13 protein-coding genes are annotated in these 13,420 nt (G+C 68.5%); 6 read left to right on the forward strand and 7 right to left on the reverse strand.

The features are described from left to right. Positions 1-121 precede the first annotated feature (121 nt). Positions 122-2,011 carry a tRNA uridine-5-carboxymethylaminomethyl(34) synthesis enzyme MnmG gene (gene mnmG / locus VPH47_RS00910; RefSeq protein ID WP_368849914.1) on the reverse strand — a complete coding sequence of 630 codons (1,890 nt, stop codon included), beginning with the start codon at positions 2,009-2,011 and terminating at the stop codon, positions 122-124. A 550-nt stretch (positions 2,012-2,561) separates the two neighbouring features. Continuing rightward, positions 2,562-3,044, reverse strand: coding sequence for a hypothetical protein (locus VPH47_RS00915; protein ID WP_110714050.1), 483 nt, complete (start codon positions 3,042-3,044; stop codon positions 2,562-2,564). Between the two features lie 159 nt (positions 3,045-3,203). Between VPH47_RS00915 and VPH47_RS00920 the strand changes: the two genes are divergently transcribed. Both VPH47_RS00920 and VPH47_RS00925 read left to right on the forward strand, forming a co-directional pair. Continuing rightward, positions 3,204-4,166, forward strand: a complete 963-nt coding sequence (locus VPH47_RS00920; protein WP_368849915.1) for a pyridoxal-phosphate dependent enzyme — start codon at positions 3,204-3,206, stop codon at positions 4,164-4,166. After that, positions 4,151-4,795, forward strand: a complete 645-nt coding sequence (locus tag VPH47_RS00925) for a YdcF family protein (protein WP_180848222.1) — start codon at positions 4,151-4,153, stop codon at positions 4,793-4,795. The genes VPH47_RS00920 and VPH47_RS00925 overlap by 16 nt, the downstream gene beginning before the upstream one ends. Positions 4,796-5,030: 235 nt before the next feature. Here VPH47_RS00925 and bioC read toward each other — a convergent pair whose 3' ends face one another. From bioC to bioB, 5 genes are all read right to left on the reverse strand, one after another. Beyond that, positions 5,031-5,915 (reverse strand): malonyl-ACP O-methyltransferase BioC, encoded by an 885-nt coding sequence (gene bioC, locus VPH47_RS00930; protein WP_153854759.1) that lies wholly within the window; start codon positions 5,913-5,915, stop codon positions 5,031-5,033. A gap of 12 nt (positions 5,916-5,927) precedes the next feature. Next, positions 5,928-6,707, reverse strand: a complete 780-nt coding sequence (locus VPH47_RS00935; protein ID WP_248858433.1) for an SDR family oxidoreductase — start codon at positions 6,705-6,707, stop codon at positions 5,928-5,930. A gap of 29 nt (positions 6,708-6,736) precedes the next feature. After that, the gene (gene bioH, locus VPH47_RS00940) at positions 6,737-7,516 is read right to left on the reverse strand and encodes a pimeloyl-ACP methyl ester esterase BioH (protein ID WP_368849916.1); all 780 of its coding nucleotides are present in this window, start codon (positions 7,514-7,516) and stop codon (positions 6,737-6,739) included. Positions 7,517-7,533: 17 nt separating this feature from the next. Continuing rightward, positions 7,534-8,757 (reverse strand): 8-amino-7-oxononanoate synthase, encoded by a 1,224-nt coding sequence (gene bioF / locus VPH47_RS00945; protein ID WP_368849917.1) that lies wholly within the window; start codon positions 8,755-8,757, stop codon positions 7,534-7,536. Positions 8,758-8,824: 67 nt separating this feature from the next. Then, entirely contained in the window at positions 8,825-9,868 is a 1,044-nt protein-coding gene (gene bioB, locus VPH47_RS00950) for a biotin synthase BioB (protein WP_368849918.1), read from the reverse strand. Between the two features lie 131 nt (positions 9,869-9,999). On the opposite strand from bioB, the gene VPH47_RS00955 reads away from it, so the two are divergent. The 4 genes from VPH47_RS00955 (at position 10,000) to VPH47_RS00970 (ending at position 13,379) form a co-directional block, all read left to right on the forward strand. Beyond that, a complete protein-coding gene (locus VPH47_RS00955) occupies positions 10,000-10,572 on the forward strand; it encodes a hypothetical protein (RefSeq protein ID WP_180848052.1) in 573 nt (190 codons plus the stop codon). Next, the gene (locus VPH47_RS00960; RefSeq protein WP_368849919.1) at positions 10,569-11,138 is read left to right on the forward strand and encodes an NIF family HAD-type phosphatase; all 570 of its coding nucleotides are present in this window, start codon (positions 10,569-10,571) and stop codon (positions 11,136-11,138) included. Before VPH47_RS00955 ends, VPH47_RS00960 begins: the two co-directional genes overlap by 4 nt. Before the next feature lie 119 nt (positions 11,139-11,257). Further along, positions 11,258-12,598 (forward strand): chloride channel protein, encoded by a 1,341-nt coding sequence (locus VPH47_RS00965; RefSeq protein ID WP_368849920.1) that lies wholly within the window; start codon positions 11,258-11,260, stop codon positions 12,596-12,598. 85 nt (positions 12,599-12,683) lie between these two features. Continuing rightward, entirely contained in the window at positions 12,684-13,379 is a 696-nt protein-coding gene (locus tag VPH47_RS00970; protein ID WP_368849921.1) for a ComF family protein, read from the forward strand. The last annotated feature ends 41 nt before the right edge of the window (positions 13,380-13,420 follow it).

The raw sequence follows: 13,420 nt of genomic DNA on the forward strand, positions 1-13,420 counted from the left end.
GTCGGCACGGAAGCATGCAGCGTCGCGATCAGATGATTCGTGCCGACCAAGGTCGGCACCCACCAGGGCAGAGTCATGTGCCGACCAAGGTCGGCACCCACCAGAAGCAGGTTCGACCGCGTTACGCCACGAGGCCGCGGCGTGCGCGCTCCAGGTGCACCAGCAGCAGCGAGATCGCGGCCGGGGTCATGCCCGGGATGCGCTGCGCCTGGCCGATGGTCTGCGGCCGCACGCGCTCCAGCTTCTGCAGCGCTTCGGCCGACAGCCCGCGCACCGTCGCGTAGTCGAAGGCTTCAGCGATCGGCGTGGCTTCATGCCGCTGCTGGCGCTCGATCTCCTCCCGCTGCCGGTCCAGGTAGCCGGCGTACTTCACACCGATCTCGACCTGCTCGGCCACCTTGCCGTCGGCCACGGCCGGGCCAAGCGATGGCACCTGCATCAGCTGCGCGTAATCCAGCTCGGGGCGCTTGATCAGGTCCAGCACGTTGGTTTCGCGGCTGACCGCTACGCCCAGCGTGTCCTGCACCTCGCGGCCCAGCGCATTGGCCGGGGTTGCCCACAGCGCACCCAGGCGCGCGCGTTCGGCGGCGACGGCGGCCTGCTTGGTCTCGAATGCGTTCCAGCGGCGGTCATCCACCAGGCCCATTTCGCGGCCGGCCGGGGTCAGGCGCTGGTCGGCATTGTCCTCGCGCAGCTGCAGGCGGTACTCGGCGCGGCTGGTGAACATGCGGTAGGGCTCGTTGGTGCCGTGGGTGATCAGGTCATCCACCAGCACGCCCAGGTAGGCTTCGTCGCGACGCGGGCACCAGCCGTCCAGCCCACGCACCTGGCGTGCGGCGTTGAGGCCGGCCAGCAGGCCCTGCGCGGCGGCTTCTTCATAGCCGGTGGTGCCGTTGATCTGGCCGGCGAAGAACAGGCCGTTGACCAGCTTGGTTTCCAGCGAGGCCTTTAGCCCGCGTGGGTCGAAGAAGTCGTACTCGATCGCGTAGCCGGGGCGGGTGATGTGCGCGTTCTCGAAGCCGCGGATGCTGCGCACCATCTCCAGCTGCACGTCGAACGGCAGCGAGGTGGAGATGCCGTTGGGGTAGATCTCGACGATGCCCAGGCCTTCGGGTTCGACAAAGATCTGGTGGCTGGCCTTTTCGGCGAAGCGCACCACCTTGTCTTCGATGGACGGGCAGTAGCGCGGGCCGATGCCTTCGATCTGGCCGCTGTACAGCGGCGAGCGATGCAGTGCGTCGCGGATGATCTGGTGGGTCTGTTCGGTGGTGTGGGTGATCCAGCAGCTGACCTGCTGCGGATGCTCGTCCACCGAGCCGAGGAAGGACATCACCGGGCGCGGCGAATCGCCGGGCTGCTCGTCCATCACGCTGTAGTCCAGCGAGCGGCCGTCGATGCGCGGCGGCGTGCCGGTCTTCAGGCGGTCCACCTGGAACGGGCGTTCGCGCAGGCGCGCGGCCAACGTGGTGGCCGGCGGGTCGCCCATGCGGCCGGCGGCGTATTGGGTTGGGCCAACATGGATCTTGCCGGCCAGGAAGGTGCCGGCGGTCAGCACCACGGCCTCGGCGTCAAAGCGCAGGCCGGTCTGGGTGATCACGCCGCGCACGGCGTCGCCTTCGATGACCAGGTCATCGACGGCGGCCTGGAACACGGTCAGGTTGGCCTGGCCTTCGACGATGGCGCGGATCGCCATGCGGTACAGGTTGCGGTCGGCCTGGCAGCGGGTGGCGCGCACGGCCGGGCCCTTGGAGGCGTTGAGCGTGCGCCACTGGATGCCGGCGCGGTCCGCGGCATGCGCCATCGCACCGCCGAGAGCGTCGATTTCCTTGACCAGGTGGCCCTTGCCGATGCCGCCGATGGCCGGGTTGCAGCTCATCGCGCCCACCGTTTCGATGTTGTGGGTCAGCAGCAGGGTGCGCACGCCGGTGCGGGCCGCGGCCAGCGCGGCTTCGGTGCCGGCGTGGCCACCGCCGATGACGATGACGTCGTAACGATGGAAGGACGGGTTCATGGGGGGCTGTTCAGCTGGGGGCGGGCGCGGACCGGGGGGCGGCGCCGGGGTGGCGATTTTAGCGCCATTCGGGGGCGGGACGTCGGTGCCGGCCGGCCGGCGTCGAAATCAGCCCTAAAGTTGGCAGGATTTTTGCAGATAACCCAATAGCACCCATCGTGGCTGGCGCCGTAGGCGCCCGTGACCGGAATTGGAACAGGGGCCGGTACAGGCGCACGGTGGGGGAGCAGAGGGCCGGCAGTCGGGGGACTGTCCGGCCCTGTTTTTTGGGGCGGCGGGAAAGGCCCCATCCACGCATGGCGTGGATCTACTGACGCTGGGGCTCTCGCCGGTTGGCGGCCCGGCAAAACAAACGGCCCCGCATTGCGGGGCCGTCTGCCTTCAGAGGTGCCGACATCCGACAGGGCCGGAACAGGGGGGATCCAGATGTTCCTGTCGGATATCGACGTAGAGCTTTTTGCGGCGGCCCGTGTCGTTTTTGTCACATTGTGACGCGGGCCGTCACTGGTCCCGTAGAGTGCGGCTTGGACCGTGTGAAATGCAAGACGGTTCAGCGCTCAACTGTGCGCTGCGTCCCACGATCCATGTTGCGCCAGGGGGAACCGTTCATCCTCGGCGCACTCGGCGCGGGGGCCGGACGGGCCTGTGGCGGTGGTGCCGACGGCTGGATGTTCGACTGCGGCGGGCGCCGCATCGAGTCCATGTTCCGCCATGGCGAACCGCCGTTGTACGACGGCCGCGACGGCGGCGGACGGTTCTCGCCGCCATTGCCCGGGCGCGGTGGCGGGCGGTGGTTGTGCGGCGGACGGTAGATCGGACGCGAGTAATACGGGTTGCCGTAGCCGCCGTAGTAGCCGCCATAGCCACCGTAGTAGGGGCCGTAGTTGTAGGGATAGCCGGCCGGGTAGCGGTACTCCACCGACGGCGCACCGTGGTAGTAGCTGCCACTGCGGCCGCCGCCGACATAGTCGTAGGTGGTGCAGCCGGTCAGGGCCAGCAACAGGCCACCGGCAAGCATCAGGCGCGTTTTCATGGTGGGTCCCCCCAGAGGACGGGTGTGCAGTCAGCTTCGTGCGCCGGCATTGAATCGGCCCTTAATTCCACCGGCCAGGATGAATGGAGGTGAAGGCCCGCATGCTGGCATGACCTGTGCCCCGGTCGCCAGCGGGGAGCCTTACGTTAATCTTGCGTCATGAGCGATTCACTGTTGCCCCGCGCCGATGACGTCCTGCTTGCTGCCGCGAGGATCGCCCCGCATGCCAGCGTGACCCCGGTGCTGCGCTCGCACACGCTGGATGCGATGGCCGGGGCACAGCTGGCCTTCAAGGCCGAGCACCTGCAGCGTGGTGGTGCATTCAAGTTCCGCGGCGCCTGCAATGCGGTGTGGTCACTGGACGCCGATCGCGCCCGTGCCGGTGTGGTGACCCATTCGTCCGGCAACCACGGTGCCGCCCTGGCCCTGGCCGCACGGACCCGTGGCATTCCCTGCCACGTGGTGGTGCCCGAAGGCGCGGTCGCGGCGAAGCTGGCCAACATTGCCCGCCATGGTGCGACGCTCTGGCGCTGCCCGCCGACCATTGCCGACCGTGAGGCCACCTGCGCCAAGGTGCAGGCCGATACCGGCGCAACCCTGGTCCATCCCTATGCGGACCCGGTGGTAATGGCCGGGCAGGGCACCGCGGCCCTGGAACTGCTGCACAGCGACGGCCCGTTTGACGTGCTGGTGGTGCCGGTGGGCGGCGGTGGCCTGGCCAGCGGTACCGCACTGGCCCTGCAGCACGCCAGCCCGCAGACCCGGCTGGTGCTGGCCGAACCGGCCGGCGCCGATGACACCGCACGTTCGCTGGCCGCAGGCGAGCGCCAGGGGGCGTTCACTCCGGACACGATCTGCGATGGACTGCGTACCCTGATCGGCGCGCCCAATTTCGAACTGCTGCGTGCGGCCGGTGCCGAGGTGATCGTGGTCGATGACGCGGCGACGATGGCCGCGATGCGCCTGCTGTGGGAGGTCCTCAAGCAGGTGGTCGAGCCGTCCTCGGCCACCGTGCTGGCTGCGGTGCTGGCGCAGCCGCCGCGTTTTGCCGGCCTGCGCGTGGGCCTGGTCCTGTCCGGTGGCAATGTCGACCTGCCAGCGCTTCGCTGGGGGGCGCCTTGAGCCGCGAGCGCAACCGGCATCGCACCGGCCTGCTGGGCTGGCTGTGGCGGCTGTTCGTGGTGCTGGTGATCTGGCTGCTGGGCGTGACTGCGTGGATCGTCTGGGTCGGTGAACGTGACCAGGCCGCCAAGGCCGACGCCATCATCGTGCTCGGCGCGGCGGCCTATGACGCCAAACCGTCACCGGTGTTCGAAGAGCGCATCCGCCATGGCCTGGATCTGTATGAGGCCCAGTACGCACCACTGCTGATCTTCACCGGTGGCTATGGCGGCACCGGCGCGCGCTTCTCCGAATCGCAGGTGGCGCGGCGTTATGCGCTCAAGCATGGCGTGCCGGACGATGCGATCCTGATCGAAACCGCTTCGCGCAACACCGTGCAGAACCTGGTCGAAGCCAAGCGGCTGATGGACCAGCGCAACCTGCATCGGGTGATCATCGTCAGCGACCCGCTGCACATGGCGCGCGCGCTGCGCCTGAGCAGGGCGCTGGGCATCGATGCGCTGGCTTCGTCCACGCCCAGCACGCGCTTCCGCAGCTTCCATACGAGTTGGCGCTTCCTGGTGCAGGAGATCTATTTCTTCCACCGCGACCTGGTGCGCCCGCCGCTGAGTTCGCCGGCCAATACCTGAGGCGGAAGCCTGCCTTGGTTGGCACAATGCCGGCCCATACCTGCCTTTGGTAGGTGCCGACCTTGGTCGGCACACTGCTGGCGGCACCGCGATCTGATGGGTTGTGCCAACCAAGGTTGGCAACTACCAGAGCGATTCGCGTGCGGTGTGGAATGCGGTAGTGCCGGCCGCTGGCCGGCAGATGCCCACCATGGAATCGTGAGGTTGCCGGCCAGTGGCCGGCACTACCGGACGATCAGGTCTGCTTGCGCCGGATCGGAATCGCCGACACCGGCACCGCGGCCACGTCATGCCCGCCTTCGCGGATCGGCGCGCCCGGGTCCGGTGCCCAGGCGTGGGCATAGATCACTTCCCAGCTGCTGGGCAGCTTGCCGTCGGCACGGCGCATCGGTTCATACGCCGCCGCCGCAGCGGCGAAACGGCCGCGCCCGGTCAGCGTATGGCGGCGGTCCACCCGTGCATTGGTCGCGCCCATCGCGCGCAGCTCGCGCATCAGCGAGGGCAGGTCGTCGTAGGTCAGGGTGAACAGATCGCGGTCCAGCACCGGGTCGCGGAAGCCGGCCATCATCAGCGCATCGCCGAACTGGGCGATCTGCGCGAAGCGGCTCACGTGCGGGCGGTCATCGGCGGCCGCGAACGCTTCATTGAGTTCAACCAGCGTTTCCGGGCCGAAGGTCGAGCACAGCAGCAGGCCACCGGGCTTGAGCACACGGCGGAACCCGGCAAACACCGCCGGCAGGTCGTCCACCCACTGCAGGCACAGGTTGCTGAAGATCACGTCCACGCTGTTGTCGGCCAGCGGCAGCGCGGCGGCGTCGCCGCACAGGCGCTGGAACGGCTTCCACCAGCCGGCCTGGCGCTTGGCCTGGTCCAGCATCGGCAGCGCCACATCCAGCGCGATCACCTGCGCCTTCGGCCAGCGCTTCTTCATCAACGCGCTGGCATGGCCGGTGCCGGCACCGATGTCCAGCACCACCTCGGGCTTGCGCGCCTCCAGGTAGTCCAGCGATTCGATCAGCCGCGACTGCACCTCGCGCTGCAGGGCGGCGGCGGCGTCGTAGCTGTTGGCGGCACGGGCGAACGCGCGGCGGACATGGCGGGCATCGAAGTGGGACGGCATTGCGAAAGTCTCTTAGAACGTACCGGGGTAGGCGCCGCCGTCGATCAGCAGGTTCTGCCCGGTGAGGTAACCGGCCTGTGCACTGCACAGGAAGGCGCAGGCGGCGCCGAATTCGTCGGGTGTGCCGAAGCGGCCGGCGGGGATCTGCTGGCGGCGGCGTTCGGCCACTTCGCCGGCGTCGCCGTCCTTGCCCGCACTGTGGGCGAAGTTGGCGCGCAGGCGGTCGGTGTCGAACTGGCCGGGCAGCAGGTTGTTGATGGTGACGTTGTGGGCCACGGTGCGGCGCGACAGGCCGGCGACGAAACCGGTCAGGCCACTGCGCGCGCCGTTGGACAGCGCCAGGATGTCGATCGGGGCTTTCACCGCCGACGAGGTGATGTTGACGATACGGCCGAAGCCGCGCGCGATCATCGCGTCGACGGTGGCGCGGATCAGCGCGATCGGCGCCAGCATGTTGGCGTCCAGCGCGGCAATCCAGTCATCGCGCTCGAAATTGCGGAAATCACCGGGCGGCGGGCCACCGGCGTTGTTGACCAGGATGTCCACCTGCGGGCACGCGGCCAGCGCGGCGACGCGGCCGGCTTCGGTGGTGACGTCGGCGGCGACCGCGCGCACCTCGGCGGCACCGGCCAGCGCGCGCAGCTCTTCAGCGGCGGCCTGCAGGGCGGCTTCGCCGCGGGCCACGATCACCACGTTGACGCCTTCACGCACCAGCGCCCGCGCGCAGCCCAGGCCCAGCCCCTTGCTTGCGCCGCAGACCAGTGCCCAGCGGCCATTGATACCCAGATCCATGCGTCAATCCTGCGGAATTCGGAAGGCGCTCATTGTCCGCCATCGGCCGGTGACAGGCCGGCAACGAAGTGTTGCAGGGCGGCGGCGACCTCGTCGGCATGGCCGAGGAAGGGCGCATGGCCGCCGTGGGCGATGGTCAGCATCTGCGCGTCCGGGGCCATTGCCGCGGCGGCCTGCATCGCCGTCGGCGACACCAGCCGGTCACGTTGGCCGGCGATCCACAGACTGGGTTTGCCCAGCGTCGGCAGTGCGCCGCGCAGATCGGTGCTTTCCAGCAGGCGCAGGCCTTCCAGCAGCGCGCGTTCGGTGGGCGCACCGCGCTCGACCAGGCGCTGGCGCAGGGTGCGCAGCTCTTCGCGGGCGTGCGCCGAGCCCATCACGTCCAGCGCCAGGAAGCGTTCCAGCGTGCCACCGAAGTCGCTGGCCAGCTCGCGCCCGAACTGTTCGAACACTGCCGGTTCCACCGCATGCGGCCAGTCTTCACCACGCACGAAGCGCGGCGTGGCCGCGATCATCGCGAGCCCGCGCACCTTCGGCAGGGTGGCCGCCGCATGCAGCGCGAACAGGCCACCCAGCGACCAGCCGCACCACACCGCCGGCGGCGTGGCCGCGGCAATGGCGTTGACCACGAACGGCAGGCGCAGCGGCGTGCTGTCCTCGCGGCTGTGGCCATGGCCCGGCAGATCAACCAGATGCAGGGTGAACTGGTCCGCCAGGCGCTGCACCAGCGGCGCGAACACACCGCCCTGCAGGGCCCAGCCGTGGATCAGTACCAGGTCCGGCCCACGGCCGGTCACTTCAATATGCATGGGCAACGACACGGAACTCAGGCAAAGGCGGGCAACGGCGGTGGCGCGGCTTCACGCACGGCCAGGGTCACGCGATCGCGCGCGTTGGCGATGGCCTCGACCAGGCCACGCACCTGTTCCGGCGTATGCAGCGCGGACAGCGTCACGCGCAAGCGTGCCTTGCCTTCCGGCACCGTCGGTGGGCGGATCGCGCCGACCAGCCAGCCGGCCTGTTCCAGCGCCGTGGACATCGCCACGGCGGTATGGTCATCGCCGCACAGCAGCGGCTGGATCGGTGTCTCCGAGGCCATCAGGTCCAGCCCATGGCGGCGCGCTTCGCTGCGGAACAGCGCGATCAGGTCGGTCAGCTTGGAGCGGCGCCAGTGGTCGCGGCGCGCCAGGCGTACTGCTTCCAGGGCCGCCGCTGCCATCGCCGGCGGCACCGCCGTGGTGTAGATGTAGGGACGTGCGGTTTCGGCCAGGTGCTCGATCAGGTCGTCGCGGCCCAGCACCAGTGCGCCGGAACCGCCCAATGCCTTGCCCAGCGTGACCAGTTGCAGCGGCACGTCGTCCACGCCCAGCCCGGCGGCGGCCACGGCACCACGGCCATCAGCGACCACGCCCACGCCGTGCGCGTCATCGACGTAGAACAGCGCCTGCTGCAGGCGTGCCACAAGCGACAATGCGCGCAGCGGTGCGATGTCGCCATCCATGCTGAAGACACCATCGGTGGCCAGCATCGCCGCGCCATCGGGCGCGTGCTTGAGCTGACGCATCGCGCCTTCCGCATCCAGATGCGGATAGCGGCGCAGGCGTGCACCGGCCAACCGCGTCGCATCCAGCAGGCTGGCGTGGTTGAGCTTGTCCTGTACGCAGACATCGTTCTCTTCGCTCAGCAATGCCTGCTGCACCGCCAGGTTGGCGGCGAAGCCACTGCCGAACAGCAGCGCACGCGGATAGCCCAGCCACTCGGCCACTTCGCGTTCAAGCGCTTCGTGCAGGGCGTGGTGACCACAGACCAGGTGCGAGGCACCGGCGCCAGCACCTTCGCGCGCGGCAGCATCCTGCAGCGCATTGACCACGCTGAACTGCTGGGCCAGGCCCAGGTAATCATTGCTGCAGAAGCCGGTCAGCCACTGGCCGTCCACTTCCAGGCGCACGCCATCACGACGGCTGACCGTGCGTCGCGGGCGGCGACGGCCTTGGGCATCGCGCAGGGCGCGCTGGGCGTGGAGGCGGGCGGTCAGGTCGGGGCGGGCCATGGTGGCTGAATGCGTCGACGGGGCGGCTAGGGTAGCGCGTTGCCGCGGCGCCTGCTTGCGGCCCGTCTCAGGCCGCGTGAGCGCAGCCACAGCCGGGCGTATCGGCACTGATATCGGCGTGCACGGTGCCGCCGTGGTCGTGGCCCTCGGCATCCACCTGCACCGCCATCGGTTGCAGGCCCAGGCGTGCGAACAAGGCCAGGTCGCGCTCGCTCTCCGGGTTGCCGGTGGTCAGCAGCTTGTCGCCGTAGAAGATCGAATTGGCACCGGCCAGGAAACACAGCGCCTGCAGTTCGTCGCTCATCGCTTCGCGCCCGGCCGACAGCCGCACCATCGAGCGCGGCATGGCGATGCGCGCCACCGCGATCATGCGCACGAACTCGAACGGGTCCAGCTCGGCACTGCCATGCAGCGGCGTGCCCGCCACCTGCACCAGCTTGTTGATCGGCACCGAATCGGGATGTGCCGGCAGCGTGGCCAGCGCCAGCAGCAGGCCGACGCGCTGCGCGCGTGTCTCGCCCATGCCGACGATGCCACCGCAACAGGTCTTCAGGCCGGCATCGCGCACGTGCTCCAGCGTATCCAGGCGGTCCTGGTACTGGCGCGTGTGGATGATCGAATCGTAGTAGTCCGGCGCGGTGTCGAGGTTGTGGTTGTAGTAGTCCAGGCCGGCGTCCTTGAGCGCACGTGCCTGTTCGCCACTGAGCATGCCCAGCGTGGCACAGGTCTCCAGGCCCAGTGCCTTCACCCCGGCGATCATTGCCGCCACCTTCGGAATGTCGCGGTCCTTCGGCGAACGCCACGCGGCACCCATGCAGAAGCGCGAGGCACCGGCGGCCTTGGCCTGGCGTGCCTTGGCCAGCACTGCGTCGGTCTCCATCAGTTTCTGCGCGTTCACCCCGGTGTTGTAGCGCTGCGCCTGCGGGCAGTACGCGCAGTCTTCCGGGCAGCCGCCGGTCTTCACCGACAGCAACGTGGAGACCTGCACCCGCGATGGGTCGAAATGCTCGCGGTGGACCGCTGCGGCGCGGAACAGCAGCTCGGGGAACGGCAGATCGAACAGTGCCTGCAGTTCGTCGTGTTGCCAGTCGTGGCGGATGGCAGCAGCCATGGCGGGACCTTGGGTACGAGTGGAGCGAGGGCGGCAGTGTGGGTGGGTGTGCCTGGGCTGTCAACCATTGTTGATTTAAATTGGTTTACGGAGTTCGTGCCTAGAATGGGGCCCCAACGCAAAGGACGGCCATGAACGCTGCATCGATCACGCGCGCTGCGGTTGCCGTAGTGGCCCTTGCCCTGGGACTGGCAGCAGCGGCTGCCTGCGCGGCCGAGCCGACTGCTGCGGAGATTGACGAAAACTCCCGCGTCCGTGAGGCGATCTTCCGTGGCGAGCAGGGCGGCCCGCAGCTCACTGATTACCCTGTGGCGAAGGTCTACGGCGGACCTGCCGCTGGGCTGGACATGAGTACGCATGAGGCGCGCATGTTCAAGACGCGGATGTCCGCCGCATTGAAGGACGGCAAGGTCGAGTTCGCCGGCGAGTACACCGTGGCCGGCTGGGGCTGCGGCACGGGGTGCTTCTCGCAGACCTTCATCAGCCTGCGCACCGGCAAGCCGCTGCCGCAGAGCCTGGGTGGGGAACTCGGCCCGAACATCGTCCGGATCGATCCGCACAGCGCGCTGGTGGTGGCCGAAGGCACCGAGTACGACAGCAACTACGACAGGACCGGTCACTACGCCTACTTCTATGTGCTGGAAGGGCATGCGTTGAAGCTGATCCGGAAGGTAGCGGTGCCGGAGGCTTTGGAAGAGGAATGAGTATGAAACCGGATGCAATGCCGCCAGGTGGAAAACTGCTGGTACTCGACCTGGACGAGACGTTGGTGCACGCAAGCGAGCGCGAACTGGAGCGGCCGGCGGACTTCCGCCTTGTCGGCTACCACGTCTACCTGCGGCCTCACCTGCAGGCGTTCCTCGACTATGCCTTCGCCCATTTCACGGTGGGGGTGTGGACGTCTTCCGGGCAGTTGTATGCGGAGCCGCTGGTGGCCCGCCTGATGCCGGGCCGCCCGCTCGCATTCCTGTGGTCCGCGCAGCGATGCAGCACGGCGCGTGACTGGGACACTGGCGGCTATGCGTCGCAGAAACGGTTGGGCAAGCTGAAGCGACACGGCTTCCGGTTGGAGCAGATGATTGGTATCGACGACACGCCCGGCAAGTACGCCAGAAACTACGGAAACCTGGTCGAGGTGCGCGAGTTCACCGGTGATGCGAGCGATGATGAGTTGGCACATCTGCCGCTCTATCTGGAATGGCTGCGGCAGCAGCCCAACGTGCGCAGCGTGGAAAAGCGCCGGTGGCGGGAGCGATTGCCCGCCCAGTAGTGCACGCACGCGGCAGGCTGTCGGGAGGATCCATGGCCGGGCATTTCACCGCATCCTGCAAGGCCTTCAGCCACAGTAGCCGCTGTCCGCCTTCCCCCGCAGCGTCCAGACTGCCCCGCATGACCGATCTCCATCGCCTCCGCGGCCGCATCACTGCGCTGGTCCTCAGCGAGGCTTGGCGCCGCCGCGCCGCGCTCTGGGGCGGCGCCGTGGCCGTGGCGCTGGTGGCGATCCTGTTCGCCAAGGCCAGTGACGCGGCTTTCCAGCTGTTCCAGCGCATCATCTCGCACTCGCCGTGGTGGGCCCTGCTGCTCACGCCGGGCATCTTCGCGCTGTTGGCCTGGTTGACCGCGGGCGTGCTGAAGCCCACGCGGGGCAGCGGTATTCCGCAGGTCATTGCCGCGTTGGACAAGCCGGATGAGCCGTTCCGGAAGACCAATCTTTCGCCCGCGGTCTCGGCCGGCAAGCTGCTGCTGACCTCGTTGTCGCTGCTCGGCGGCGCGTCCGTTGGCCGTGAAGGCCCGACGGTGCATGTGGGTGCCAGCCTGATGTACCTGTTCGGCCGCTGGTTCGGCTTCAAGGATCCACGCGAGCTCTCGCACTTCCTGCTGGCCGGTGGCGCGGCCGGCATCGCGGCGGCATTCAACACGCCGCTGGCCGGTATCGTCTTTGCCATCGAGGAGCTCAGCGGCCGTTTCGAGCATCGCTTCTCCGGCACCCTGCTGACCGCGGTGATCGTCGGTGGCGTGGTGTCGCTTGGTCTGCTGGGCAACTACACCTACTTCGGCCATGTGAGCGCACGCCTGCCGCTGGGCCAGGGCTGGCTGGCGATCCTGCTGTGCGGCGTGGTGGCGGGCTTGCTGGGAGGCCTGTTCGCGCGTGCGGTGCTGGCCAGTGCGGCGGGCCGCCCGCGCTGGCTCGGGCAACTGCGCCAGCGGCATCCGGTTCTGTTGGCCGCAGGCTGCGGCCTGGTGGTGGTACTGCTCGCCCTGGTCTTCGGTGAAGGCGCGTTCGGCACCGGCTACGAGCAGGCGCGCAGCCTGGTGCAGGGGCAGGCGATGGTCGGCCACGAGTTCGGGTTGATGAAGCTGCTCGCGAACCTGGCGTCCTATGTGGCGGGCATTCCCGGTGGCCTGTTCTCGCCGGCGCTGGCGGTCGGTGCCGGACTGGGCCACAACCTGGCGGTCCTGATGCCGGGCGTGGACCCGCGCGCGTTCGTGCTGTTGGGCATGTGCGCCTATCTGACCGGCGTCACCCAGGCACCGCTGACTTCGGCGGTGATCTCGCTGGAGCTGACCGACAGTGGTGATCTGCTGCTGCCGATCCTGGCCACGGTGCTGATCGCGCGTGGCGTGTCCGGGCTCGTGTGCCGGGTGCCGATCTATCGCGGGCTGGCGGAGGTGTTGATGATGCCCGCCGTGGCGCCGTCGGATGCCGGGGATCGCGAACGCACGCCCTGAAGGGCGGCGCGGTGACAGATAGCGCTGACACTGCAGCACGCGGTCCGCTGATGGTGAAGCTGACGCAGCGATGGAAGGCTGGCGCATGCGCATCAACTTCCTGCACACGGCAAGCACTGTCCCTCACGCGCTGCTTCGCGTCCTGCTGCCACTGCGTTGCCTGGTCTGCAACGACCCCGGCCACGATGGGCTGGATCTGTGCGCCGCGTGCTATGCGGAACTTCCGTGGTCGGGCCGCGCCTGCCTGCGCTGCGCACTGCCGTTGCCGGACAACGCACTGATCGTCTGCGGCAGCTGCCGTGAGGAAGCGCCGCCGCAGGCCGCTACCCATGCCAGCTTGTTGTACCTGCCACCGGTCGACCAGCTGCTGGTGCGTTACAAGTTCCATCAGGATCTCGCAGCGGGTCGCCTGCTCGCGCAGTTGATGCAGCGCGCACCGCCGCCCTGGTCATGCCCTCTACTGGTGCCGGTGCCGCTGCACACCCGTCGCCTGCGCCAGCGCGGCTACAACCAGGCCGCAGAACTGTGCCGCCTGCTGTCGATGCCGGTCTGGCAGGGGCTGTACCGGCGGCGGCATACCGCGCCGCAGTCCGAGCGTACGGCCGAACAGCGCAGGGAAAACCTGTTCGATGCGTTCGATGTACGTGGTCCGGTGCCGCCGCGACTGACCGTGGTGGACGATGTGATGACCACCGGCAGCACGGTGATGGAGGTTGCGGAGACGCTGCGGTGGGTGGGAGCGGACGAGGTGCGGGTATGGGTCTGCGCGCGGGCGCCGTGATCGTCCTCTTCATCACCAGGGGCTAGGATGAGCCCGGTTCC

The organism is Stenotrophomonas sp. WED208 (assembly GCF_040984485.1).
Taxonomy (GTDB): domain Bacteria; phylum Pseudomonadota; class Gammaproteobacteria; order Xanthomonadales; family Xanthomonadaceae; genus Stenotrophomonas; species Stenotrophomonas riyadhensis.